This is a genomic window from Corallococcus sp. AS-1-6, from assembly GCF_020037015.1.
Taxonomy (GTDB): Bacteria; Myxococcota; Myxococcia; order Myxococcales; family Myxococcaceae; genus Corallococcus.
In genome coordinates, this window is the sequence record NZ_JAIQDE010000004.1 from 252,153 (window position 1) to 272,995 (window position 20,843).

The following is a 20,843-nucleotide window of genomic DNA, read 5'->3' on the forward strand; positions in this document are numbered from 1 at the left end:
CGGTGTGCGGGGCCCCTTCTACTCCTTCATGCGCACGTTGAGCTCCAGCTTCCAGCGCCCGGAGCCGTTCTTCTCCAGGCACCGCAGCTCCAGCGTGCCCACCTCCGTCACCGCCGCCTGGAGGTTCACCGGCGTCAGGTCGCCAAAGGGCGTGGGCTGCCCGGGCAGCGTCGTCTCGATGGGCGCCACCTCCTCCAGCCCCCCGGACGCCAGCTCCGACTCCACGTCCTCCACCATCTCGCCCACGCGGTCGTCGCGCCGCACGGACGACGCGAAGAAGCGGAAGCTGGTGGGCTCGCCGGTGACGAGCCCGAACTCCTGGGGCGGCACGTCCGCCTGCGTCCCCTCCTCCATGCCGAAGGGCGCCACGCACAGCGCCTTCACCGGCGGCTCCATGCCCGGCACCGCCGGCATCGCCGTCTCCACGCCCACGTAGTAGGCGCGCGCCGTGCCGCCGCGGATGCGCAGGCCGTGCCCCTGACGCACCCAGCCGTAGTACGCCGCGCCGCGGGCCACCGCGAGGTCCAGGTCCGCGCCCTCCAGCTCCTTCGCCGGGGGCGCCCCTTCCGCGGCGAGCCACTGGTTGAGGACCTCCATCACGCGGCCCTTCAGCGGCCCGGCCTTGAAGACGCCGCCGTTGAAGAGCACCGCGGTGGGGTGCAGGAAGCCCTTGCCCTCCACGTCCACCGGCGAGTCCGCGCTGGCCGCCAGCGCCTGCGCCTGCCGGGTGAGGAAGGCCGCCAGGTGCTTCGTGACGGCCGGGTCCTGCGCGTAGGGCAGCGCCATCTGCGCCAGGCCCGTGCGCCGGGCGGTGCGCGGCAGGTCCGCCACCTGCGTCACCGGGAAGAAGCCATCCGTGAGGACGCGGTCCAGCTCCTCGCGCGTCAGCTCCGTGCGCAGCGTGCCGCCGATGAGCGACGAGCCCCGGCCCGGAATCGCGATGGGCACCCGGTCCACGGAGGGGTCCGCGTACAGCGTCTCCTTCGCCTGCCGGCACCCATAGGTGAGGCCGTTGAACTGCCACGCGTCCAGCTTGCGCCCGTCCGCGGCCATCCGCTGGTTGATCGTGTGCGCCAGGGCGAGGTCCATGTTGTCGCCGCCCAGGAGGATGTGGTCGCCCACCGCCACGCGCAGCAGCTCCAGGTCGCCCTCGCGGTCCTTCACCGTGATGACGGAGAAGTCGGACGTGCCGCCGCCCACGTCCACCACGAGGATCACTTCCCCGGGCCGCACCTGCTTGCGGAAGTTCTCCCCCATCGCCTCCAGCCACGCGTACAGCGCGGCCTGCGGCTCCTCCAGCAGGGTGATGTGCTCGATGCCCGCCGCCTTCGCGGCCTCCAGCGTCAGGTCGCGCGCCGCCGCGTCGAAGGACGCCGGGACGGTGACGATGACCTCCTGCTTCGACAGCGCGTTGCCGGACTCCTCCTGCGCGCGGGCGAAGGTGTGGTCCCACGCCTCCTTCAGGTGGCGCAGGTAGCGCGCGGACGCGTCCAGCGGCGACACGCGCTGCACCTCCGGCGGCGCCTGCCAGGGGAGCAGCGCCGATCTCCGGTCCACGCCCGGGTGCGACAGCCAGCTCTTCGCGGACGACACCAGCCGCGTGGGCACCTTCGCCCCGTGCGAGCGGGCGAAGTCACCCACGATGACGCCCGGCTCCGGGCTCCACGGCAGCCCGAGGCTGCCCTCCGGGAACTCCTGCGCGCTGGGCAGGTAGAGGAAGGAGGGCAACAGCGGCCGCGCTTCCACGGTGCCGGGCGCCGTCACCTGCGGCACGGGCAGCATGGACTGCGAGGGGCCGCGCGGCTTGCCGTCCTCGAGGTTGAAGTAGGACACCGCGGAGTGCGTGGTGCCCAGGTCGATGCCGATTGCGTATCGGGCCATATCGGTCGGAAACCCCCGGAGGGGGCCTTGTGGTTCCTCGAAGGGAAGGGGACTTCGGAGGATGCGCCGCCTGCTGCTCAGGCGGGCATCAGGCGAGCTCGACTTCCGCCGGGGCCAGCACGCGCGGCTCCATGGCGGGGCTGACGGTCGGGAACTTCACCTCCGTGGTCACCCAGCCGTGGTGCCGGAGCGTGCCGCCATAAGGAGGCTCCCCGGCGACGTTGCCGGTGAGCCGGATGCGCTGCGCGTCGAAGCCCGGCGGCACCGTCACCTTGTCGCCCTCGCCCTGCGGCAGCACAGGCTGGAGCGTCAGGTACTGGTGCACCACCTTGCGGCAGCCCTCGTGGACGATGCGGGCCGCCGCGCCCACGTCCGCGTCCGGGAAGGCCGCGACGTTCTCCTGCACGAAGTCCAGGAAGCGGCCCTCGCGCTGGAGCATGGCCAGAAGCGACAGGGCGCTGGCGTGCTCGCGCTCGGGGGGCAGGGGGGCGGGCGCGACGGGCGCCGGGACGGCGGGCGCCTTCACCGGCGGTGGGGCCTGCGTGCCCCCGGAGGGGAGCTCCTTGAGCTGGCCGGCGTCATAGGCGCGGCTGGTCGGCAGCACGGCCTGCGCGAATTCGCGGGACACGAGGCAGCGCCAGAAGCACAGCCAGGCGAGCCAGAAGCGGGCGAAGAACGACAGGGAGGCGGACGGGTCGGTCATCGGCCCCGGATAACAAAGCCGGAAGCCTTTGCAATTCGCCAATGGCCTGAAATGCAAAGGGCCTCACGGTTTCCCGTGAGGCCCTTCGTGCTTCATGGTGGAGGTGGACGGGATCGAACCGACGACCTTCGCATTGCGAACGCGACGCTCTCCCAACTGAGCTACACCCCCATATGGGGACTGCTGGCTGCCTGCTGCGCCTCGCGGGCGTTGGGTCCCGCGAAGTGAGTGGGCTAGTACCGGAGCCTCACCCTGCTGTCAAGCAGCTCGTTTCCGGCAGCAACCCTGCGATTGACGTGCCGCACTGTGGATGCCATAAAAACCGCCTTCCGGTAGCGCATCCTTCCCGGCCCATCCGGACACCTTCTGGTTCATGTCCACCTCCCCATCGAAGACGTTGAGCCCCACCGAGCTCGCGAAGCTTGAGCATTCGTTCGCTTCCGATCCCTCGTCGGATGCGTACAAGCCCCTGGCGGAGGCGTACCTCGACCTGGGTCGCTTCATGGAGGCGATGGTTGTCTGCAAGAAGGGCGTCAAGGCGCACCCGACCGCGGCCGACCCCCGCCTGCTGCTGGCGCGCGTCTACGCGGCGCAGAACAAGGACAAGAAGGCGCTCGAAGAGGTGATGGGCGCCCTCCAGGTGCAGCCAGAGGACAAGGCCGCCCTGCGCATGGCGGGCGTGCTGCAGATCAAGGGCGGAGAGACGGACACCGGCCGCGGCAACCTGCTCAAGGCCTACCAGGCGGACCCCGGCGATCCGGAGACCGTCACGCTTCTCCAGCAGTACAAGGTGGAGATCCCCCGCCCCGTGGCGCCCACCCCGGTGCTCGCCCCCGTGGCCGCGCCGCCCCCGGCCGCCGCGGAGGCGCCCGCCGCGGCGACCGTCCCCGTGACGGCCCCGCCCGCCGCCGCTGAAGCGCCCGCCGCCACGGCCGTGGGCCGTATCAGCGCCCCGTCCCAGCAGGCGGCCCGCACGGCGCGCCCCGCGGATTCCGCCGCGCGCCCCGCCCAGCGCCGCCCGCAGGTGGTGGTGGAGGAGGTCGAGGACGACGACGACGAGCCGGCGTCGCGCCGCAAGAGCGCGCCCAAGAGCAACGGCAGCAAGATGCTGTCGCTGGTCCTGCTCATCCTCATCCCGCTGTTCGCGGGGGGCTACGGCTGGTACTCGGCGCAGGCCAAGAAGCGCGGCCGCGAGCTCAAGAAGAACCTGGACGCCGCCACCGAGCAGCTCAAGCACGACTCGTTCGACAGCTACAAGAAGGCGTGCGCGGCGGCGGACCTGGCGCTGGAGGTGGACCCGGACTCCACCGCAGCCCACGGCTACCTCGCGTACGCGTACGCCATCCGCTGGGGTGAGCACGGCGGCGGCGACGACGCGCGCCGGCAGGCCGAGGAGCACCTGGCGGCGGCCCAGAAGGGCAAGGAGCTGTCCAGCCACCTCATCGCCGCGCAGGCGTTGATCAAGACGTACAGCGGCGACGGCAAGGGCGCGCTGGGCTCGCTGGAGACGCAGGTCAAGGAGCTCAACGACCAGAACAAGGCGTCCTCGCTCCTGTACCTCACGCTGGGCCTCATCCAGATGAACGCGGGCGACCTGGAGCGCGCGCGTGACAGCCTGGAGCGCGCGCAGGCGCTGGCGCCGGACGACCCGCGCGTCTACGCGGGCCTGGGCGCGGTGTACCGCCGGCTGGGCCAGGACAACACCGCCTGGAAGAACTACGACTTCGCCCTGCGCTACGAGAAGGACCACCCGGAGTCGCTGCTGGGCCGCTCGCTCCTGATGCTGGAGCAGGACGAGCCGAACTACGCGGTGGCCAGCCGGGACATCAAGAAGCTGCTGGAGGCGGAGCCCCCGCCGAGCCCCCGTCAGCTCGCCACCGCGCAGCTCGCGCGCTCGCTGCTCATCGCCCGCGTGGCGCTGGCCATGCCCTCGCTCAAGCCGGACATGCAGCAGAAGATGACGGAAGCCACGGGCGTGCCCGCGGATCCGGCCAAGGCGAAGCAGGAGGTCACCAAGGCGGAGGAGACCGGCTTCGCGCTCGACAAGCAGAACCCGGAGCTGAACCTCATCAAGGGCCGCCGCCTGCTGGCGGAGGGCAACTTCGACGCGGCCGCGGAGGAGATCCGCAAGGCCATCCGCGCGGACGGCAGCCGCGCGCAGTTCCACGTCGAGCTGGCCAAGGCCCTCATGGGCAAGCCGGGCGGTGAGAAGGAGGCCTCCGAGGCGCTCGTCACCGCGCTCAAGACGATGGGCGACAGCCCCAAGCTGGTGGTGATGCTGGGCAACGCCTACCGCCGCCAGAACAAGCTGGAGGACGCGCTCGCGCAGTACCAGCGCGCGGTGAAGGACCCCAAGGCGAAGAACCCGGAGGCCCGGCTCGCCATGGGCGCCATCTACCGGGAGCGCTCGGAGTGGGACAAGGCGAAGGAGCAACTGGAGAAGGCCAGCCAGGAGTTCTTCGGCCAGCCGGACCGCGTCGCCACGGCGCTCACGGAGCTGGGCCGCGTCTACCAGGGCAAGGGCGACACGGCGAAGGCGGACGAGACCTACCAGCGCGCGCTGCAGGCCGACGAGAACTACTCGCCGGTGTACTACTTCTACGCGTCGCTGCTCTCCAAGGACGCCAAGCAGTCGGGCAAGGTCAAGACGCTGGCGGCCGAGTACGTGCGGCGCGAGCCCAAGGGCGAGTACCTCGCCGACGCGCAGCGGCTCGCGGGGAACTGAACCCCGCTCCCGCGCTGCCCCCCACGCGCCGCGAGGCCCCCTTCCAGGGCTTCGCGGCGCTTCGTTTTTGACGGGGGGCGACAAGGCAGGCTGATGTGGCGGGGAGCCCCAGCCTTGCCACCCCTGCCGGGTGACGGTATGGGAGGGTCCACCCCACACCCCCTTGACCGGATTCGACAGCGGTCCAGGGGCCACCTGCTGGAGTCCGCTTGAGCGCGCGTGCCCTGTCCCAGTCGTCCACCGCGTCCGACCTGATCTCCCTCACGAAGCCGAGGCTGTCGTCGCTGGTGCTCATCACCGCGGCGGGCGGCATGTTCCTGGCCCCGGGGCACTTCACGCCGGTGCGGGCGCTGGTGACGCTCCTGGCGACGGCGGGGACGGTGGGCGCGGCGAACGCGTTCAACTGCTATTGGGAGCGCCACAGCGACCAGTTCATGGCGCGCACGCGCAACCGGCCGCTGCCCGCCGGGCGCATGGACCCCAGCACGGCGCTGTGGTTCGGCCTGTCCCTGGCGGCGGTGTCGCTGCCCGCGCTGGTGATGGGCGCCAACCTGCTCACCGGCGTGCTGGGGCTCATCGCGCTGCTCAGCTACGTGCTGGCCTACACGCCGCTCAAGGCCCGCACGTCCGCGGCGATGCTGGTGGGCGCCATCCCCGGCGCGCTGCCGCCGCTCATGGGCTGGACGGCGGTGACGGGCCAGATGGACGCGGGCGGCTTCGCGCTGTTCGCCATCATGTTCCTCTGGCAGATGCCGCACTTCATCGCCATCGCGCTGTTCCGCAAGGACGAGTACGCCGCCGCGGGCCTCAAATCCATTCCGCTGGAGCGCGGGGACGAGTCCGGCCGCGCGCAGGTGGTGCTCTACCTGGTGGCGCTGGTGCCCATGACGCTCCTGCCCTTCCAGCTCCACATCGCCGGCACGTGGTACCTGGCCGCGGCGGTGGTGCTGGGCCTGGGCTTCCTGGGCATGGGGGCGTGGGGCTTCTTCAAGCACCTGGGAAAGGCCTGGGCGCGCCAGACGTTCCTGTATTCGCTCGTGTATCTCACCGGCCTGTTCGCCGTGATGGCGCTGGACCGCATCCCCCGCGGCTAGCGCCCCCTCGCGGCGTCCGGGTGCGAGACCGCCCTTCGCATGCCTGACACCTCCGTTCCGACCCCGCCCCCGCCGCTCCTGCGCATCGAGGGGCTCACGCGCCGCTTCGGCGGGCGCACCGCCGTGGACGGGCTGTCGCTGTCCGTGCAGCCGGGCGAGATCCTGGGCCTCCTGGGGCCCAACGGCGCCGGCAAGTCCACCACCTTCCAACTGCTCGCGGGGCTGCTCGCGCCGGACGCGGGGCAGGTGCACTTCGCCGGCAGGGTGCTGTCCCTGAGCGACCCGGCGCTGCGGCGCCAGATGGGCATCATCTTCCAGCGCAGCAGCCTGGATGACCTGCTCACCGCCCGGGAGAACCTGCTCCTGGGCGCGCGGCTGTACGGCCTCACGGGCGCGGACGCGAAGGCGCGCGCGGAGACGATGCTGTCGCTCATCGGCCTGCAGGACCGGGGCGATGAGAAGGTGGGCACCTGGTCGGGCGGCATGCGCCGGCGGCTGGAGCTGGCGCGGGCGCTGGTGCACCAGCCGCGCGTGGTGCTGATGGATGAGCCCACGCAGGGGCTGGACGAGGCGGCCTTCCGCACCTTCTGGACGCACCTCAAGCGGCTGCGCGACGCGCAGGGCGTCACCGTGCTGCTCACCACGCACCGCGCGGACGAGGCGGAGGGGTGCGACCGGCTGGCGGTGCTGGACGCCGGGAGGCTGGTGGCGTGCGACACGCCCCGGGCGCTCGCCGCGCGCATGGGCGGCGACATCCTCACGCTGGAGGGCCCGGAGCCGGAGGCGCTGGCCGCGCAGGTGACGGAGCGGCTGGGGCTGGGGGCGACGGTGGTGGAGGGGCGGGTGCAGGTGGAGGCTTCGCAGGGACACGCGCTGGTGCCGCGGCTGGTGGAGGCCTTCCCTCCGGGGCGGTTCGCCTCCGTGTCGCTGCGCCGGCCCACGCTGGCGGACGTGTTCCTCCAGCTCACCGGGAAGGCCCTGGGGGCGGACGCGCCCTCGCCCACGCCCGCGCCGAGGAAACGCCGATGAGCGCCGACATCCCCGTGCCTGTTCCGTCTCCCATGGAGGCCCCCGCCGCCCCGGTCCACCGCCGGGAGCCGGGGACGCTGGCGTTGCAGTGGGCCACCGTGTGGGTGCTGCTCTCGCGCGACGTGGTGCGCTTCTTCCGTCAGCCCAGCCGGGTGGTGGGCGCGCTGGCGCAGCCCATCCTGTTCTGGTTCGTCATCGGCTCCGGCTTCGCGGGGTCCTTCCGCGTGGAGGGCGCGCAGGGGCTGGGCTACCAGCAGTTCTTCTTCCCGGGCGTCGTCACCATGGTGGTGCTCTTCAGCGCCATCTTCGCCACCATCACCGTCATCGAGGACCGCAAGGAGGGCTTCCTCCAGGCGGTGCTGGCGGGGCCGGGCTCGCGGCTGGCGGTGGTGCTGGGCAAGGCGCTGGGGTCGTCCAGCATCGCGCTGATGCAGGCGTCGCTGTTCCTGCTCTTCGCGCCGCTGGCGGGCGTGGACGTGAAGGCGGTGGACTATCCGCTGCTCGCGGCGGTGATGGTGCTGTCCGCGCTGGCGCTCACCGGCATGGGCATGGCGCTCGCCTGGTGGGTGAAGTCGAGCGCGGGCTACCACGCGGTGATGAGCCTGGTGATGCTGCCCATGTGGGTGCTCTCCGGGGCCATGTTCCCGGTGAAGGGCGCGGGGCCGGTGCTGTCGTGGGTGATGACGCTCAACCCGATGCGCTTCTCCGTGGAGGGCGTGCGCCGCGCGCTGTACGGGGCGCAGGCGTCGCTGGCGGTGGGCTCGCAAGGTGGGGCGACGGTGGGGTGGGAGGTCCCCGCGCTGCTGGCGTTCGCGGCGGTGTTCGTGGGGCTGGCCGCGTTCAGCGTGAGCCGCCGCGAGTAGCCTGCTCGCCGTGTGTCGGTGGACTTGCCCGGTGCCTTCCACTACGACGGCGGGCACCGCATCACGAAGAATCCTCCAGAGGAGACCGCCTCATGAAGCTGCGTCTGTTTGGCTTGTCGATGGTCGGTGTCGCGGGGCTCCTGGCCCTGCCCGCGTGCAAGAAGGAGGAGGCGCCCGCGCCCCCCGCCGCCGCTCCGGCGGCCCCCACGCGGCAGGCCGTGCCTCCGGCTCCCACGGCGGGAGCGGGGACGGGCGAGGCGGCGGCCCCGGCGGCGCCCGCGGGCAACGGCGTGGTGAAGGGCACGGTGTCGTTCACCGGCACGCCGCCGGTGATGGCGGACCTGGCGCCCAGCGCCGACCCGGCGTGTGACGGGCGGCCGGAGAAGGAGGAGTCCGTGCTGGTGAAGGACGGCAAGCTCCAGAACGTGCTGGTGCGCGTGAAGGGGCCGGTCGCGGGTGCGCCCGCGGCGCCGTCCACGCCGGTGGTGGTGGACCAGTCCAAGTGCTCCTACGTGCCGCGCGTGCAGGGCGCGGTGGCGGGCCAGCAGGTGGTGTTCAAGAACAGCGACGGCACGCTGCACAACGTGCGCGGCGTGGTGGGCACGAAGCCCCTGTTCAACGTGGCGCAGCCTCCCATGGGGGCGCCGGTGCAGAAGCCGATGCCCGCGGACGCGGAGGTGCTGCGCCTCAAGTGCGACGTGCACCCGTGGATGGCGGCCTACGTGGTGAGCAACCCCAACCCGTACTTCGCCACGACCGGCGCGGACGGCACCTTCACGCTGACGGGCCTGCCCGCGGGCACGTACACGCTGGAGGCGTGGCACGAGACGCTGGGCACGAAGACGGCCGAGGTCACCGTGAAGGACGGCACGCCCGCGGAGGCGACGTTCTCCTTCGCCGCGACGGACGCGCAGGCGAAGCAGTAGTCCCCGGGGGGAGGGCTGCTCGCGCGGCCCCTTCACCCGTGCGCGTTCGAGCCCGGCCCTGGCGGCCCGGCCTTGCGCACCGTGAAGCCCACGCGCGCGCCGCCGGCGGGCCGGTTCTCCGCGAAGGTGTCGCCGCCGTGGGCCCTGGCGATGCGCTGCACCAGCGCGAGCCCCAGCCCCAGCGAGCCGGCCTCGCGCGCCTCGCCGCCCCGGTCCTTGCGGTAGAACGGCTGGAAGATGCGCTTCTCCTCGCCGGGGAGGAGTCCCGGGCCCCGGTCCTCCACGCTGAAGGCCAGGTGCTCCTTCCCGTGCTCCTGGATGCGCAGCGCCTCCACGCCCACGCCGTGCTTGCGCGCGTTGTCCAGCAGGTTCACCAGCGCGCGCCCCAGCAGCGTCGCGTCCGCCATCAGCGCGACGTCGTCCGTCTCCGGCTGGAGCAGCGTCGCGGACAGCCCCACGCGCTCCAGTGCCTGCGCCGCGAGCACCCCCGCCTCCAGCGCCTTGGGCGTGAGCTGCCCGAAGTCCAGGCGGGAGCTGGCCAGCAGCTCGCCCACCAGCGCGTCCAGCTCCACCACCTCGCGGTCCACCTGATCCAACGTGCGCGGGTTGCCCCCGCCGTCGCGCAGGAGCTCCGTCAGCACCCGCAGCCGCGCCAGCGGTGTGCGCAGCTCGTGCGACACCGCCGCGAGCAGCTCGCGCTGGTCCGCCAACTGCTTCTCGATGCGCGCCGCCATGTCGTTGAAGGACTCGGCGAGCACCGCGAACTCCCCGGTGAGGTGGCGGTCCAGGCTCGCCCGCGTGCCCAAGTGGCCCTCGCCCAGCGCCTGGGTGGCCTTCACCAGCGTGTCCACCGGCCGCGCCAGCCGGAAGGAGATGCCGCCCGCCGCCGTCCACAGCACCAGCACCGCGATGCCCAGCGGCAGCACGGCGCGCCAGGGGCCTCGCGAGCGGGTCTGCAGGTAGCAGGCCTGCAACGACCCCAACTGCGTGTCCTCCCGCATCACCGGGAGGGTCGCGTCCGGCTTCGAGCACGGCGAGCCGCCCCGGGCCACCACCGCGCCGGACAGGTCCGTCAGCACCACGTCCACGTCCAGGTCTTCGGAGATGCTCCGCATCAGGGCGTCGCGCTCGGCGGGCGCGTCCCACACCTGCGCGAAGCGGTGCCCCACGAACGTGCGGACGCGCTCCGTCTCCTGCTTCCAACTGTTGCCGCCCGTCAGGTTCATCACCCACGACACCACCAGCACCGTCACCAGGATGGTGAGCCCGAACATGACGAACAGCCGCCGCCGCAGCCGCGCCTGCACGTAGGAGCCCAGCCGGCCCAGGTGGAACCTGCGCCGGTGGTGGTGGGCATGGGCCTGGGCGTGGCGGCCGAAGCGCCGGTGCAGCTCGGGCCCGCAGCGGTCATCGTGGGGATGCCAGTGGCCCCAGCCCATCAGGCGCCCTCCTTGGCGAAGACGTAGCCCACGCCGCGCACCGTCTTGATGAGGCGCGTGCCCACGTCCCCCAGCTTCTGGCGCAGGTGGGAGATGTGCACGTCCACCGTGCGCTCGCTCACCACCGTGTCGTTGCGGCCCGCCTCGCCCAGCAGCGCGTCGCGGGGAATCACCCGGCCCGCGCGCCGCACCAGCGCGAGCAGCAGGTCGAACTCCAGGCCCGTCAGCTCCACCTGCCGCCCCTCCACCTTCACCTCGCGCCCGGACACGTCGATGGAGACCCCGCTCGACTCGATCCGGTCCGCCACCGCCGCCGGCTGCGCCCGCCGCAGCACCGCGCGCAGGCGGGCGAGCAGCTCGCGCGGGCCGAAGGGCTTGGGCAGGTAGTCGTCCGCGCCCAGCTCCAGGCCCACCACGCGGTCCGTCTCGTCGCCCTTGGCGGTGAGCATCAGCACCGGGATGCGGCTCTTGGCCCGGATGCGCTTGCACACCTCCAGGCCGTCCATGCCCGGCATCATCACGTCCAGGAGCACGGCGTCGTAGGCGTTCGCCTCCAGCGCCGCCAGCCCCCGGCCCCCGTCGGGCGCGTGGCTGACGGTGATGCCGTTCTGCCCGAGGTACTCCGCGAGCAACTCGAACATCCGGGTGTCGTCATCGATGAGCAGGACGCGGGTGGGCATGGGCGGGGGCGAATCCTAACGCGCTCCCGGCGCGTCGGCGGGGCCGGCGGTGTCCTGGGGCCTGGGCGCGTGCCAGTCCCAGTACGGCGGCGTCCCGTTGCGGTAGGCGGGGCCACCCCAGTCTCCCCGGTGGCAGTGGGAGCGGTGGTGGCGGGAGAGGCTCGCGAAGCCGGAGGCATAGCCTCCGATGGCACCCGCGGCGAGGAGGACGACGAGCAGACGGTGACGCATGGGCAATCTCCAGGAAGAGGGGCGGGGGACTCAGACGAAGGACGCGGGGCCGTCATCGTTGTGGGGGCGGCCACCCCAGCGGCCGTACCCGCCGCAGCGCCGGCCGTGCCAGCCGCGGCCCTCGCCGCGCCAGCCGTAGCCCCAGCCGTGCTCGATGATGTCCGCGAGCTCGCGGCGCTGGTTGGGCTCCAGCGCCTCGTGCACCTGGGACAGGGCGTCCTGCACGGCGTTGCGCAGCGTCTCCAGCGCCACGTCGTGGCGGCTGAACAGCTCGCGCAGCATGGCGCCGTCGAAGTGCTCCCCGCGCAGCGAGCCCGCGAGCGACGTGCGGCTGGGGCCCCACTGGTCCTTCACCTTGGCGAAGGCCTCTCGCACGCTCTCCACGGCCTTCACGATGACCTTCTCCTGGCCGGGGGACGTCTCCAGCCGCTCGAAGAGCCAGCGCAGCCGGGGGCGCATGCCAAAGCGGCCTCCGCGGCCGTGGTGGCCGTGGTAGCCGTGGCGCCCCCGGCGCAGGGTGGCGAAGAGACCGGCGAGGCAGGCGGTACCGAAGAGGAATCCGAACATGGTCTTGGCTCCAGGAAGCAGGCGCCCGCCGAACCGGCGGGCCCGTGTCGTTGCTGACGGAGCTCAAGGTAGAAAACGGGTGTGAAGCCCACGCCCGGCGCGGGTGAAGAAATGTGAAGGCCGGGGAGGGCGTCCGGAATGCCCCGCGGGGCATGGGATGTTCTTCCGCCAGGCCCGTCCCGAGTCCGCTGTGTCGGATGAAGGACGACTGCCAGCGGGATTCGACCCACGGGAGTGGAGTTCCCGCTGGAAGTGGGTAGAGTGGCCGGCGTGCCGGGGCGGTGTTCGTTCCGGCACCGGTGGAAGGCGCGAGCCTCTCACCTGTACAGAGCAGAGAAAGAGAAGAGACTCACAATGGCATCTGGTACCGTGAAGTGGTTCAACGACGCGAAGGGCTTCGGTTTCATCGCGCAGGACAATGGCGAGGACGTCTTCTGCCATCACACTGCGATCAACATGGATGGCTTCCGCACCCTGGCCGAGGGCCAGAAGGTGGAGTTCGAAGTCACCAAGGGCCCCAAGGGCCTGCAGGCGCAGAACGTTCGCGCCGCCTGAACGAGCTGAACCTTCGATTCACCCTCTGAGGTGAGTCCTCGAAGCCCAGTCTCCCCAAGGAGGCTGGGCTTTCGTCTTTCCGGACGCAGGGCAGGCGGGCGGCCATCGTGGCGCGGTCCGCCCCGGTCCGGGGTCTTCCCTACCTTCTCCCAGGAGGAGCGCGGCGCCGGACGCCGCCCCCCAAGGAGAGGCGAACATGGGCGACACCAGCGTGAAGAAGGTCGAAAGCCGCCATTCCCCCAAGGGGGAGATGGGCCAGAAGTACCTCGCATCCGGCGTCCGGGTGGCCATGCGGCTGTGGGAGGACGAGCCGCCCGCCGAGGCCAAGCCCGTCAGCACGCGCGACTACGAGACCGTGGGCTTCGTGCTGAAGGGCCGCGCGGAGCTGCACCTGGAGGGGCAGACCATCCTGCTGAACCCCGGCGACTCCTGGCTCGTGCCGCGCGGGGCCAGCCACACGTACAAGATCCTGGAGACCTTCTCCGCCGTGGAGGCGACCAGCCCCGTCTCCTCCGCGCACGGCCGCGACGAGCACGAGGCCCCGAAGGGCGCCAAGGCCTGACGCGAGGTGATGCGAGGGACGGCGCGGGGCTTTCCGGACAGGGAGGCCCCGTTCCTGTCCGCGGAGCGTCTGGGCGCCTTCGCCAGGTTCTCCGGCGCGCCGGGGCTGGATGGGCGCGCGCGTCCGGCGCCCCCAGAAGACGAACAGCGACAGCGCGAGCAGGAAGAAGGTGAAGGGCGTGTTCGCCGCCTCGCCGCGAGAGAAGTGGAAGACGATGGCGCTGACCTGGAGCAGCGCGTGAGCGCACGCTGCTCGAACCGGTGCCCGCGAGGCCTTCGCACGCGCCTCCAGGGCAAAGTGACTGAAAGCCCGTGGAAATGTTAGACGTCTGGAATGGACGCAGCACCCGCCGCTCTCTGTCCCAGACATCCTGAAACACTCGCGGAAGGTACCTGTGCCCGGTGCGGGACCTTCATGTGTGCCCGGTGCCGCAAGCGCGGGCTGTGTCCTTCCTGCCAGGAATTGAGCAGGCGTGAGAAGCCCTCCGGGCGCGCGGTGCTGGCATTGGTGTTCGCCACCGTGGGCTTCTGCGGCTTCGCCCCTGGCATCGTCGGGCTGGTGCTGGGGCAGAAGGAGCTCAACGCCATTGAAGCTGGCCAGGCCCCCGTGTCGGGACACGAGCCGGCGGTCATCGCACGCAACGTGGGGTGGTTCCACGTGGTGATGCTCTTTCTTCTCCTCCTGGGTCTTTACAACCACCTCTGAGCCGGGGCGGGAGTTCCTCGATGGGCGTGTTGAAGCTGGCATTGGAAGAGGGCGGCCCCCGGAACCTGGAGTTGTTCTGGGGGGCTGGCTGGCGGGACCTGCGGATCGAGCTGGATGATCAGCCGGTGGGCTCGGTGGAGGACCCGCTCCAACTGGAGCAGGGGGTGGAGTTCACGCTCCCGGACGGGAGCGTGCTGCATGTCCAGCTCGTCCATGTCGTCGCGACGGAGCTGAGGGTGAAGCGCGACGGCGTGCCGCTGCCTGACAGCGCGTCGGACCCCGGCTCGCTGGTCCGCTCCGCGACATACATGCTCTACGGGATGGCGGCCTTCACCACGGCGGCCGTGATGGTCTTGTTCGTCGTGACGAACGACGTGGAGAAGACGCTCCCTGGCCTCCTGCTCAACCTCATCTACGGAGGCGTCGTTGCCGTCCTGGGCTTCTTCATGTTCAAGCGCTCAAGAGTGGCGCCGCTGGTGGCCATCCTCATCCTCTCCGCGGACACCCTCTACACGGCCTTCATGAAGCTGACGTCCCCGAAGGGGGTGGGGCTGTCCACCATGACGTGGCTCGTGATCCGCGTCTTCATCTTCTCGGTGCTCGTGAAGGGCTTCCTGGGCGCCATGGAGCTGGCGCGGCGCGAGAAGCAGGGCCCGGCGGCCGCCGGCCCGGCAACGAGTCCTTCTCTTCACGCGGAGACCGGCACAGGATGACGGGAGGATGCCTCCCCGCGCTGCCCGTCCACCCCGTTGTTCGCGTTGCAACCTGGCGAAACACCTGTGCCTGTGCGCGGAGGTTCCCCGGGTGGAGACCCGGACCCGCTTCGTCTTCCTCCAGCACGTGATGGAGGTGTCGAAGCGGAGCAACACCGGGGGCGTGGCCGCGCTCGCCCTCGCGAACGCGAAGCTGCTCATCCACGGCTCCATGGCGGAGACCTTCGACCTGGAGGTCCTCCGCGAGCCGGGGACCTTGTTGCTCTTCCCAGACGGCCCCACCGCGCCGCCGGACGCGCCTCCTCCCAGGCAGGTGGTGGTGCTGGACGCGAACTGGTCGCAGGCGCGGCGGATGACCCAGCGGCTCCCCGAGCTGCGGGCGCTGCCCCGGCTGGTGCTGCCTCCGCCGGAGCCCGGCCTGCTGCGGCTTCGCGAGCCCTCGCACCCCGCCGGGATGTCCACCCTGGACGCCGTGGCCCGCGCCGTGGCCCTGTTGGAAGGCCCGGAGGTGGCGGCGCCGCTGGCGAGGCTGGCCGCGCTCCGGGTCCAGCGCATCGCGGACTGCGGGACGCTGAACTGAGGCCCGGGAAGAGAGCGCCCCCATGGGATACCGGCTGATCATCTTCGACTTCGACGGGACGCTCGCGGACAGCGCGGACTGGTTTCGCGGCATCTTCAACGATGTGGCGCGGCGCTACGGCTTTCGCAGCGTCAGCGTGGAGGAGCTGGAGGCGCTGCGCGGGCAGGACAGCCGGGCCATCATCGCGCGGCTCGGCGTGCCCATGTGGAAGCTGCCCTTCATCGCCGCCCACATGCGCAAGCTCGTCGCGCGTGACGCGCACCGCATCCCGACCTTCCCGGGCGTGGAGGCGATGCTGGAGCAACTGGAGTCGCGGGGCCTCACCCTGGCCGTGGTGAGCTCCAACGCGGAGCAGAACGTGCGGCGCGTGCTGGGGCCGGTGGCGTCCGCGCGCATCCGCCACTACGCCTGCGGCGCGGGCATCTTCGGCAAGCGGGCGAAGTTCCGGCAGGTGCTGAAGGCCGCGGGCGTGCGGCCCGGTGAGGCCCTCTCCGTGGGCGACGAGGCGCGCGACATCGAGGCCGCGGCGGCCGAGGGCATCGCCACCGCCGCGGTGACGTGGGGCTACGCGACGGAGGCGCTCCTGCGCTCACGCGCGCCCACGGTCGTCCTCACCCGCCTGGACGAGCTGCTGCAAGTCGTCACGGCGTAGGGCGCGCCCGCTCAGCGCGTGGTGTTGCGCAGGTACTGCGCATAGAAGCGGATGGCGGCGGCGTGCTCCTCCACGGAGAGCCGCTCGTCTCGGCCGTGCATCCGCGTGAGGTCCTCTCGCGTCATCCGCACCGGCACGAAGCGGTAGACGCTGTCGCTCAGGGGATGGAAGTAGCGCGCGTCGGTGGCCGCCACGGTGAGGAAGGGCGCCACCAGCACGTCCGGGAACACCTGCCGGATGCTGCGCTGCAACTGCCTCCAGCCCTCCGTGTCCAGGCTCGACACCGGCGAGGCCTCGTAGCCCTCGGCGGTCAGCTCCACGCGCGCGTCATCCACCACGTCGCGCACGTGGGCTCGCACGTCCTCCAGGCTGTCGCCCGGCAGCAGGCGGACGTTGAGCACCGCGCGCGCCTGCGAGGGCATCACGTTGGGCTTGGGGCTGCCCTCCAGCATGGTGGCCGCGAAGGTGGTGCGGATGCTGGCGTTCGTGGAGGGCGCCGCCGCCATCTGCCGCTCGATGAGGGGCGCGAAGAGCCAGGTGTTGGCGAAGAGCAGGCGCATGCCGAAGCCCATCTCCGGCCCCACGTACTCGAAGAGCGACCGCGTCCCGCCGCGCAGCTCGGACTTGAACGGGTTCTCCTCCAACCGCACGAGCGCCCGGGCCAGGGTGTTCGCGGCGGTCTGCGGGGGCGGCATGGACGCGTGTCCGCCCGCGCTGCGCACCACCAGCTCCACGCGCGCCGAGCCCTTCTCCGCCACGCCCACCAGCGCCACCGGCGCGGCCACGCCCGGCACGAGCCCCACGCCGATGGGGCCTCCCTCGTCCAGCACCGACTCCAGGCCCACGCCCCGCTCACGCAGCAGCGCGGCCACGCGCTCGGCCCCGTCGTGACCGCCCACCTCCTCGTCCGCGCCGAACGCGAGCATCACCGTGCGGCGGGGGCGGTAGCCCTCGGCGAGCAGGCCCTCCACGGCCTCGAGGATGGCGAGCACGCTGCCCTTGTCGTCCAGCGTCCCGCGCCCGTACACGTAGCCCTCCGCCACGACGCCCGCGAAGGGCGGGTGGCTCCAGGTGGCCTCCGCCTCCGCGGGCACCACGTCCAGGTGGCCCATCAGCAACACCGGGCGAAGGCCGGGCTCCGAACCCTTCCAGGTATAGAGATGGGCATGCGCGCCCACGGCCTCGTGCGCGAGCTCCGCGTGCACGCGGGGATACCGGGCGACGAGCCCGGCGTGCAGCGCCTGGAAGGCGGCGTCCTCCGCGCCCGTGCCATCGGAGGCGGCGATGGTGCGGTGACGCAGCGCCTCCGCGAGGCGGTCCGCGGCTCCGGCGGCATCCACCGTGAAGGGCTCGGCGGGCTCGGCGGCCACCTGCCGTGAACCGAAGCGCAGCGTGCGCACGACGAGGACGCCCCCGAGCAGCAGGACGACGGTGGGCAGGGCGAGGAGGACGCGCTTCATCAATTGACGGTTCCCGGAGAGGTCGCCGCCGAGCGTAGCAGCAGGTGGGGCATGGCACGCCCGCCGGTAGCGCCTGACACCACGACGGCAGGGCGAGGCCCCGGCGCATCACAGCCTGAATCCCAACATCCGGGATGCCCCCGTGGGCGGCTCCAGCGCAGGGGCGGGAACGCTACTCTGCAACGCGAAAGCCCGTAACAAAACGAAATACATTCGTGATGCCACAGGCGGAGGGGGCACAGCCATGCGGATGCCGCGAACGAGGGCCGTGCTCGTCCCTGACCAGGGGGCGTTGGCGTTGTCCGAGGACTACTTCCGCTCCGCGCACCACCTGCGAGCCGAACAGGTGACGCATACGCTGGTCATCGAGGACGGCGAGGCGCGCGCGCTGCGGGTGCCGCTCATCGTGCGGCCCATCGAGGGCACGCCCTACCGTGACGCCATCTCCCCGTATGGCTTTCCCGGCGGGCGGCTGGATGGCTTGAGCGACGTCTCGAAGGACGCCGTGGATTGGACGGGAACGGAGCTGGTCAGCATCTTCGTGCGCGACCGCGTCTCCGGGCCCCGCTGCTTCGCGGGCGGGACGGAGCGCAACGAGGTGTTCTTCATCGACCCGCGCCTGCCTGTGGAGTTCCGGGAGATGCACTACCGGCACATCCGGCGCAACACGCGGCTGGGCTTCGTGAGCACCGCGTCCCAGGCGCGAAGCGCGCCGCGCGAGGAGCGGGAGGGATTCCAGGCGGCCTACCGGCAGACCATGCTCCGTGAGAAGGCGAGCCCCCGTTACTTCTTCTCCGACGCCTACTTCGACGAGCTGTTCCTGTCGCCGTGCGCCTGGCTGGTGACGGCGCACGCGCCACAAGGCGGCGTGGCCTCCTCCGCGCTGTGTGTCCACAGCGACGGCATGCTGCACTACTACCTGGGCGGAACGGTGGATGCGCACCTGGCGCGCTCTCCGGCGAAGAATGTCTTTGGAATGCTGGCGGAGCTCTGCTCGCGGCTCGGCGTCCCCCTCCACCTGGGCGGAGGCATCCGGCCGGGTGACAGCCTCGAGCAGTTCAAGCGGAGTCTGTCCAACGCGAGCTCCCGCCTCCTCACCCATGAGCTGATCTGCGAGCCGTCGGTGTATGCCCGCCTGTCGGAAGGTCACACTGGCAGCGACTTCTTTCCAACCTACCGCGCGCCCCGGGTCTGAAGGGCATGTCGCATTGCCACCCTCGGCTGGCAGGGCCGGCACCTGCGCAAGACGTGACACATGGCATTGACCCCAAGGCGCATGGTGGGAAAGCCGTGAGACACCTACCGTTCGACTCGCTCCGAACGCTGACCGGAGAGGTCCAGGAAGGGTGCCCCCAGATGACTCACATCTCTGCCGCCCCAGAGGCGAATCCGCCGCGGCTGGTGGAGCTGGACGCACTCCGGGGCTTCGCGGCGCTGGCGGTCGCGCTGTATCACTTCACCGCGGAGTACAGCGACCTCTACGGGCACACCGTTCCCCTCTGGGAGATGCGCTTCGGGAAGTATGGGGTCCAGCTCTTCTTCGCCATCAGCGGCTTCGTCATCCTGATGTCGTTGGAGCGCGTCGAGCGGGTCCGGGACTTCGTGTGGAGCCGCGCGGCCCGGCTCTATCCGTCGTATTGGACGGCCGTCGCGCTCACCTTCACGGTGGTGACCCTGTTCGGGCTGCCGGAGCGTGAGTTCAGCCTCCAGACGGCCCTGGTCAACCTGACCATGTTTCACGAGCTCCTCCGCGTCCCGCACGTGGACACCGTGTACTGGACGCTGACCATCGAGCTGTCGTTCTACCTGTTGATGTTCGTGCTCGCGTACACGCGGACGCTGCCCAGGATCATCCCCATCTTCATCGTGCTCGTCGTGATGCAGACCCTGGCGGAGCTGGCCGCCCAGGCCCTGGGCATGACCTTCCTGGCGCGGCTCGCGAGCCGGCCGCACCTGCAGTACTTCGCGCTGGGCGTGCTGGCCTTCAAGCTGGGCCGCGGCGAGGTCTCCCCGCCGTCCGCGCTGGTGCTCGTGGCCGTCAGCTTCGCTCACGAGGTGCTCGTGGGGAGCGAGGCGCCCGCCGCCGTGTTCCCGGTGGTGCTGGGCCTGTCCTATGCGTTGTCCCGCGGCTGGCTGCGCTGGCTCACCTGGCGCCCGCTGCTCTTCATGGGGTTCATCTCCTATCCGTTCTACCTGGTCCACCAGAACATCGGTTACGTCATCATCCGGCGGCTCGAGGCCGCGGCCTGGCGCCCCGAGGCCGCCATCGCGGTCGCGATGGGGGTCGGGCTCCTGCTGGCCATCGTCATCACCTACCGGGTCGAGCAGCCCGCGTTGCGTGCCTTCCGTCAGTGGCGGCGGAAGGCAGGCGCCCGTGCTGCGATCCCGTCACACCCCACCTGAGGGCCTCCGCGCCCCGTGCAGGTGCCGGGAGCCGCGTGCCCTGCCACGCTCATGGAAAGGATGCGCTCGAATGACCCCACCCGAAGCCTTGAGACCGAGGTCTCCGAGCCGGAAGCCCTGCCGTGCCGTCCTGGTGCCTGACGCGGGGAGGTCCGCCCTGTCGGAGGACTACTTCCGTTCCGCCCACCACCTGCGGGCCGAACGGGTGACGCACACGCTGGTCATCGAGGATGGCGAGGGGCGCGCGCTGCGGGTGCCGCTCGTCGTGCGGCCCATCGAGGGAACGCCCTACCGCGACGCCATCTCCCCGTATGGCTTCCCCGGGGGGCGGCTGGACGGCTTGAGCGACGTCTCGAAGGACGCCGTGGACTGGACGGGGACGGAGCTCGTGAGCCTCTTCGTGCGCGACCGCGTCTCCGGGCCCCGCTGCTTCGCGGGCGGGACGGAGCGCAACGAGGTGTTCTTCATCGACTCCCAGCGCCCCATCGAGTTCCAGGCGGAGGCCCGCCGGCAGATGCGGCGCAACACGCGGCTGGGCTACGTGAGCACCTGCGCTCCGGCGCGCGAGGCCTCGCACGAGGAGCGCGAGGGCTTCAAGGACGTCTACCGGCAGACCATGGTCCGCGACGAGGCGCAGGCGCGGTACTTCTTCTCCGACGCGTACTTCGAGGACATGTTCGCCTCCGCCGTGGCCTGGCTGGTGACGACGCGGGCGCCGGACGGCGGCATCGCCTCCTCGGGGGTGGCGGTCGCCAGTGACAGCGTGCTGCACTACTACCTGGGCGGGACCGCGAACGCGCACCTGTCGCGCTCTCCGGCCAAGAACACGGTCTTCGGGGCCATGGTGGAGCTCAGCCTCCAACTGGGGCTGCCGCTGCACCTGGGCGGCGGCGTGCGGCCGGGTGACGGCCTGGAGCAGTTCAAGCGGAGCTTCGCGAACTCGAGCTCCCGCCTCCACACCCACGAGGTCATCTGCGAACCCTCGGCGTACGCGCGCCTCTCGGCGGGCCGAGCCGACACGGGCTTCTTCCCGGCATATCGCGCGCCACGGGGCTGAACGCGGGAGACTGATGGT

General features: G+C 71.3%; 22 protein-coding genes and 1 tRNA gene. 15 read left to right on the plus strand and 8 right to left on the minus strand.

The window, feature by feature from the left end:
- Positions 1–18: 18 nt before the first annotated feature.
- The 3 genes from K8612_RS08070 to K8612_RS08080 all read right to left on the minus strand — a co-directional run bounded on the left by K8612_RS08070 (position 19) and on the right by K8612_RS08080 (position 2,755).
- Entirely contained in the window at positions 19–1,881 is a 1,863-nt protein-coding gene (locus K8612_RS08070) for an Hsp70 family protein (protein WP_223761860.1), read from the minus strand.
- 88 nt (positions 1,882–1,969) lie between these two features.
- Positions 1,970–2,584 (minus strand): DUF2760 domain-containing protein, encoded by a 615-nt coding sequence (locus K8612_RS08075; protein ID WP_223738710.1) that lies wholly within the window; start codon positions 2,582–2,584, stop codon positions 1,970–1,972.
- Positions 2,585–2,679: 95 nt separating this feature from the next.
- A tRNA-Ala gene (locus K8612_RS08080) sits at positions 2,680–2,755 on the minus strand.
- A 202-nt stretch (positions 2,756–2,957) separates the two neighbouring features.
- Between K8612_RS08080 and K8612_RS08085 the strand changes: the two genes are divergently transcribed.
- From K8612_RS08085 to K8612_RS08105, 5 genes are all read left to right on the plus strand, one after another.
- Positions 2,958–5,309, plus strand: coding sequence for a tetratricopeptide repeat protein (locus K8612_RS08085; protein WP_223761861.1), 2,352 nt, complete (start codon positions 2,958–2,960; stop codon positions 5,307–5,309).
- 209 nt (positions 5,310–5,518) lie between these two features.
- Positions 5,519–6,403, plus strand: coding sequence for a heme o synthase (gene cyoE / locus K8612_RS08090; RefSeq protein ID WP_223738712.1), 885 nt, complete (start codon positions 5,519–5,521; stop codon positions 6,401–6,403).
- 39 nt (positions 6,404–6,442) lie between these two features.
- On the plus strand, positions 6,443–7,432 hold the full coding sequence (locus tag K8612_RS08095) for an ABC transporter ATP-binding protein (RefSeq protein ID WP_223761862.1): 990 nt from the start codon (positions 6,443–6,445) through the stop codon (positions 7,430–7,432).
- On the plus strand, positions 7,429–8,295 hold the full coding sequence (locus K8612_RS08100) for an ABC transporter permease (RefSeq protein WP_223761863.1): 867 nt from the start codon (positions 7,429–7,431) through the stop codon (positions 8,293–8,295). Before K8612_RS08095 ends, K8612_RS08100 begins: the two co-directional genes overlap by 4 nt.
- 92 nt (positions 8,296–8,387) lie before the next feature.
- Positions 8,388–9,221 carry a carboxypeptidase regulatory-like domain-containing protein gene (locus tag K8612_RS08105; protein WP_223761864.1) on the plus strand — a complete coding sequence of 278 codons (834 nt, stop codon included), beginning with the start codon at positions 8,388–8,390 and terminating at the stop codon, positions 9,219–9,221.
- Positions 9,222–9,253: 32 nt separating this feature from the next.
- On the opposite strand, the gene K8612_RS08110 is transcribed toward K8612_RS08105, so the two are convergent.
- From K8612_RS08110 to K8612_RS08125, 4 genes are read right to left on the minus strand one after another with little or no spacing between them, the layout of a single operon-like run.
- Positions 9,254–10,660, minus strand: coding sequence for a HAMP domain-containing sensor histidine kinase (locus tag K8612_RS08110; protein WP_223761865.1), 1,407 nt, complete (start codon positions 10,658–10,660; stop codon positions 9,254–9,256).
- On the minus strand, positions 10,660–11,340 hold the full coding sequence (locus K8612_RS08115; RefSeq protein ID WP_223738717.1) for a response regulator transcription factor: 681 nt from the start codon (positions 11,338–11,340) through the stop codon (positions 10,660–10,662). Before K8612_RS08115 ends, K8612_RS08110 begins: the two co-directional genes overlap by 1 nt.
- A 15-nt stretch (positions 11,341–11,355) precedes the next feature.
- The gene (locus tag K8612_RS08120) at positions 11,356–11,571 is read right to left on the minus strand and encodes a hypothetical protein (RefSeq protein ID WP_223738718.1); all 216 of its coding nucleotides are present in this window, start codon (positions 11,569–11,571) and stop codon (positions 11,356–11,358) included.
- Positions 11,572–11,601: 30 nt separating this feature from the next.
- The gene (locus K8612_RS08125; RefSeq protein ID WP_223738719.1) at positions 11,602–12,138 is read right to left on the minus strand and encodes a periplasmic heavy metal sensor; all 537 of its coding nucleotides are present in this window, start codon (positions 12,136–12,138) and stop codon (positions 11,602–11,604) included.
- A 354-nt stretch (positions 12,139–12,492) separates the two neighbouring features.
- Between K8612_RS08125 and K8612_RS08130 the strand changes: the two genes are divergently transcribed.
- The 7 genes from K8612_RS08130 (at position 12,493) to K8612_RS08155 (ending at position 15,905) form a co-directional block, all read left to right on the plus strand.
- The gene (locus K8612_RS08130; RefSeq protein ID WP_206884461.1) at positions 12,493–12,693 is read left to right on the plus strand and encodes a cold-shock protein; all 201 of its coding nucleotides are present in this window, start codon (positions 12,493–12,495) and stop codon (positions 12,691–12,693) included.
- 196 nt (positions 12,694–12,889) lie between these two features.
- Complete coding sequence (locus K8612_RS08135; protein ID WP_223738720.1) at positions 12,890–13,255, plus strand: cupin domain-containing protein; 366 nt, start codon at positions 12,890–12,892, stop codon at positions 13,253–13,255.
- A 109-nt stretch (positions 13,256–13,364) separates the two neighbouring features.
- Positions 13,365–13,496, plus strand: a complete 132-nt coding sequence (locus K8612_RS38805; protein WP_255671436.1) for a hypothetical protein — start codon at positions 13,365–13,367, stop codon at positions 13,494–13,496.
- 254 nt (positions 13,497–13,750) lie between these two features.
- The gene (locus K8612_RS08140; protein WP_223738721.1) at positions 13,751–13,960 is read left to right on the plus strand and encodes a hypothetical protein; all 210 of its coding nucleotides are present in this window, start codon (positions 13,751–13,753) and stop codon (positions 13,958–13,960) included.
- Positions 13,961–13,980: 20 nt separating this feature from the next.
- The gene (locus tag K8612_RS08145; protein WP_223761866.1) at positions 13,981–14,673 is read left to right on the plus strand and encodes a hypothetical protein; all 693 of its coding nucleotides are present in this window, start codon (positions 13,981–13,983) and stop codon (positions 14,671–14,673) included.
- 7 nt (positions 14,674–14,680) lie between these two features.
- The gene (locus K8612_RS08150; protein ID WP_223761867.1) at positions 14,681–15,253 is read left to right on the plus strand and encodes a tRNA-uridine aminocarboxypropyltransferase; all 573 of its coding nucleotides are present in this window, start codon (positions 14,681–14,683) and stop codon (positions 15,251–15,253) included.
- Between the two features lie 22 nt (positions 15,254–15,275).
- A complete protein-coding gene (locus K8612_RS08155) occupies positions 15,276–15,905 on the plus strand; it encodes an HAD hydrolase-like protein (RefSeq protein WP_223761868.1) in 630 nt (209 codons plus the stop codon).
- Between the two features lie 11 nt (positions 15,906–15,916).
- Here the strand turns inward: K8612_RS08155 and K8612_RS08160 are convergent, their stop codons facing one another.
- A complete protein-coding gene (locus K8612_RS08160; protein WP_223761869.1) occupies positions 15,917–17,365 on the minus strand; it encodes a M20 family peptidase in 1,449 nt (482 codons plus the stop codon).
- A 268-nt stretch (positions 17,366–17,633) separates the two neighbouring features.
- Here K8612_RS08160 and K8612_RS08165 point away from each other — a divergent pair, with 268 nt between their 5' ends.
- From K8612_RS08165 to K8612_RS08175, 3 genes are all read left to right on the plus strand, one after another.
- Positions 17,634–18,560 carry a GNAT family N-acetyltransferase gene (locus tag K8612_RS08165; protein WP_223761870.1) on the plus strand — a complete coding sequence of 309 codons (927 nt, stop codon included), beginning with the start codon at positions 17,634–17,636 and terminating at the stop codon, positions 18,558–18,560.
- 161 nt (positions 18,561–18,721) lie between these two features.
- Positions 18,722–19,768 carry an acyltransferase gene (locus K8612_RS08170; RefSeq protein ID WP_223761871.1) on the plus strand — a complete coding sequence of 349 codons (1,047 nt, stop codon included), beginning with the start codon at positions 18,722–18,724 and terminating at the stop codon, positions 19,766–19,768.
- A gap of 70 nt (positions 19,769–19,838) precedes the next feature.
- Complete coding sequence (locus K8612_RS08175; RefSeq protein WP_223738728.1) at positions 19,839–20,825, plus strand: GNAT family N-acetyltransferase; 987 nt, start codon at positions 19,839–19,841, stop codon at positions 20,823–20,825.
- The last annotated feature ends 18 nt before the right edge of the window (positions 20,826–20,843 follow it).

What these genes read in the sequence shown, in the direction of transcription:
- K8612_RS08155 (WP_223761868.1), top strand. Translation starts at nt 15,276, where the DNA reads ATGGGATACCGGCTGATCATCTTCGACTTCGACGGGACGCTCGCGGAC.
- K8612_RS08120 (WP_223738718.1), bottom strand. Translation starts at nt 11,571, where the DNA reads ATGCGTCACCGTCTGCTCGTCGTCCTCCTCGCCGCGGGTGCCATCGGA.
- K8612_RS08175 (WP_223738728.1), top strand. Translation starts at nt 19,839, where the DNA reads ATGACCCCACCCGAAGCCTTGAGACCGAGGTCTCCGAGCCGGAAGCCC.
- K8612_RS08145 (WP_223761866.1), top strand. Translation starts at nt 13,981, where the DNA reads ATGGGCGTGTTGAAGCTGGCATTGGAAGAGGGCGGCCCCCGGAACCTG.
- K8612_RS08075 (WP_223738710.1), bottom strand. Translation starts at nt 2,584, where the DNA reads ATGACCGACCCGTCCGCCTCCCTGTCGTTCTTCGCCCGCTTCTGGCTC.
- K8612_RS08125 (WP_223738719.1), bottom strand. Translation starts at nt 12,138, where the DNA reads ATGTTCGGATTCCTCTTCGGTACCGCCTGCCTCGCCGGTCTCTTCGCC.
- K8612_RS08070 (WP_223761860.1), bottom strand. Translation starts at nt 1,881, where the DNA reads ATGGCCCGATACGCAATCGGCATCGACCTGGGCACCACGCACTCCGCG.
- K8612_RS08150 (WP_223761867.1), top strand. Translation starts at nt 14,681, where the DNA reads ATGCCTCCCCGCGCTGCCCGTCCACCCCGTTGTTCGCGTTGCAACCTG.
- K8612_RS08130 (WP_206884461.1), top strand. Translation starts at nt 12,493, where the DNA reads ATGGCATCTGGTACCGTGAAGTGGTTCAACGACGCGAAGGGCTTCGGT.
- K8612_RS08135 (WP_223738720.1), top strand. Translation starts at nt 12,890, where the DNA reads ATGGGCGACACCAGCGTGAAGAAGGTCGAAAGCCGCCATTCCCCCAAG.
- K8612_RS08100 (WP_223761863.1), top strand. Translation starts at nt 7,429, where the DNA reads ATGAGCGCCGACATCCCCGTGCCTGTTCCGTCTCCCATGGAGGCCCCC.
- K8612_RS08170 (WP_223761871.1), top strand. Translation starts at nt 18,722, where the DNA reads ATGACTCACATCTCTGCCGCCCCAGAGGCGAATCCGCCGCGGCTGGTG.
- K8612_RS08115 (WP_223738717.1), bottom strand. Translation starts at nt 11,340, where the DNA reads ATGCCCACCCGCGTCCTGCTCATCGATGACGACACCCGGATGTTCGAG.
- K8612_RS08085 (WP_223761861.1), top strand. Translation starts at nt 2,958, where the DNA reads ATGTCCACCTCCCCATCGAAGACGTTGAGCCCCACCGAGCTCGCGAAG.
- K8612_RS08110 (WP_223761865.1), bottom strand. Translation starts at nt 10,660, where the DNA reads ATGGGCTGGGGCCACTGGCATCCCCACGATGACCGCTGCGGGCCCGAG.
- K8612_RS38805 (WP_255671436.1), top strand. Translation starts at nt 13,365, where the DNA reads ATGGGCGCGCGCGTCCGGCGCCCCCAGAAGACGAACAGCGACAGCGCG.
- K8612_RS08160 (WP_223761869.1), bottom strand. Translation starts at nt 17,365, where the DNA reads ATGAAGCGCGTCCTCCTCGCCCTGCCCACCGTCGTCCTGCTGCTCGGG.
- K8612_RS08105 (WP_223761864.1), top strand. Translation starts at nt 8,388, where the DNA reads ATGAAGCTGCGTCTGTTTGGCTTGTCGATGGTCGGTGTCGCGGGGCTC.
- K8612_RS08095 (WP_223761862.1), top strand. Translation starts at nt 6,443, where the DNA reads ATGCCTGACACCTCCGTTCCGACCCCGCCCCCGCCGCTCCTGCGCATC.